Origin of the sequence: Kitasatospora sp. NPDC047058 (genome assembly GCF_040643935.1) — a bacterium.
Lineage (GTDB): Bacteria > Actinomycetota > Actinomycetes > Streptomycetales > Streptomycetaceae > Kitasatospora.
Genome location: NZ_JBEYVJ010000804.1, coordinates 1 through 1,690 on the forward strand (window position 1 = coordinate 1; position 1,690 = coordinate 1,690).

Here is a 1,690-nt window from a genome sequence, read left to right on the forward strand (position 1 = left end):
CCCGGAGCCTGCATGAGATCACCGAACGGCTGCTGCCCGTACGGCGCTTGCGCTCCAACCCTCGTGTGATCAAACGCAAGATGTCCAACTGGGCGCTCAAGCGAACCGAACACCACAACCCACCCCGACCCCCCACACCGACCGTGCACCTGGTCGCCCCAACCAAGGCCCACTCCAAGCGCCACAAAGCAGCCTAAATTAGCAGTATTGCTACTAAACGGCCGGTTGTCCCGTGCGGTCGGTCTGCGCCTTCGACACAGCGGTGGGGTCCTCGGTCGCGGCGAGCCAGTAGTCGACGCCGGTCGAGAAGCTGCCGGAGCTGCCACGAACGACGATCTCGTGCGGCCCGGGGGTGAGCCCGTCCAGCCGCACCCACAGGCCGCAGGCCCAGGAGTTGTTGAAGTCCCGGTCGCCGCTCACGGGGCCGCCGGGCACCCGCTCGGGCCGGATCTGGGTGGCCCCCAGCTCCTCAAGGGGCAGGTTCTTCCCGTCGAGCACGGCGCTACCCCGGCCGTCGTTCATGAACACCAGGCAGTCAGAGCTCTTGCCGTACATGTTGATTACCGGGAAGACGATCGGGGTGCCGGCGGGTACCGTGCAGTGACGGGTGGTGGTTGTACCGAACGTTCCGGCCAGCAGCCAGATGCCCTCCTGCTGGCCCTCACCGCAGTGGCGGCCGTCGGGGTCGGCGACGGGGTTGCGCTCCATCGGGGTCGACCCGGCCCAGCTCCACCAGCGGTTCTGAAGCTCGGGTGGGGTGAGAGCCCGTACGTCGACCGGGGTGGGCCTCGGCGTCGGCTCGTTGGACGCCGCGGCGTCCCCGGTGGCGTGGGCCAACGCGCCGGGTCCGGTGGCCGGTGTCGGGTCCGGTGCCCCGGAGCAGCCGCCGAGCAGGGTGAGTGCCGTGACAAGCAGCACGGGAATTCGAACAGAACGCATGATCGAAAGCCTATGCGGGCAGCGATGCCGCCGCTGACCATTTTCGGTTCCCGGCGGTCTGATCGATAACAGCCCAGCCCGATTTGGCCGCCGAGGGCCGCGAGAGCACGCTGCGCCCGGACGGGCTGCTCCACTACGGCGTGACCGACGAGGCCGGCACCGGGCGGCCAGGACGGCGTACAGAAAGGCACCGGATGGTCTCCGCGCAGGTCGATGGCCTGACGGAATGACAGGAGTACTGGAGTACTGGAGTTCGGCGCACTGCTGGCGCGCCTGATGGGCCACCGGACGCTCGACTCCGCCGCGTTCTCGGAAGCGGCCGGCGCCGACCCGGAGGAGCTGCGGGCCGTGCTCGACGGACGCGCCACGCCGACCGGACAGTTGCTCAGGAGCCTCGGACCGGTGCGCGGGTTGCACGCCGCCGACCTGTTCGTCCTGGCCGGGCACCCGGTACCCGACGACGCCGGTCACCCGCAATCCGCACTGGCCGGTCGGCCACGCCGTCCACGTCGGCTACGTCGGCTACGACACGATGGTCATGCGCGCCGAGAACCGGCGCCTGCTGCTGGATGCGATCCGGGCGCAGCCCCTGGTGCGACGGGAGGGAAGGGGCGGGATCGACAAGCCGCACCACCCGGTACGAGCCGGGTTCGGCGCGGTGCTCCTGGAGCTCACGCACAGCTTCTCTTCACCACTCCCCCGCCGTCGGATCACGGTGCACCGCGCGCAGGAACGTCGCCGACGACGGCAC

General features: G+C 69.8%; 3 protein-coding genes. 2 read left to right on the forward strand and 1 reads right to left on the reverse strand.

Annotated elements, in window-relative coordinates:
* On the forward strand, positions 1–197 hold a 197-nt coding region (locus ABZ885_RS40660), incomplete at its 5' end, for a hypothetical protein (protein WP_360200171.1).
* Positions 198–213: 16 nt separating this feature from the next.
* Here ABZ885_RS40660 and ABZ885_RS40665 read toward each other — a convergent pair.
* Complete coding sequence (locus tag ABZ885_RS40665) at positions 214–939, reverse strand: signal protein (protein WP_360200173.1); 726 nt, start codon at positions 937–939, stop codon at positions 214–216.
* 538 nt (positions 940–1,477) lie between these two features.
* Between ABZ885_RS40665 and ABZ885_RS40670 the strand changes: the two genes are divergently transcribed.
* Positions 1,478–1,690: hypothetical protein (locus ABZ885_RS40670; protein ID WP_360200175.1), on the forward strand; the 213-nt coding region annotated here is incomplete at its 3' end.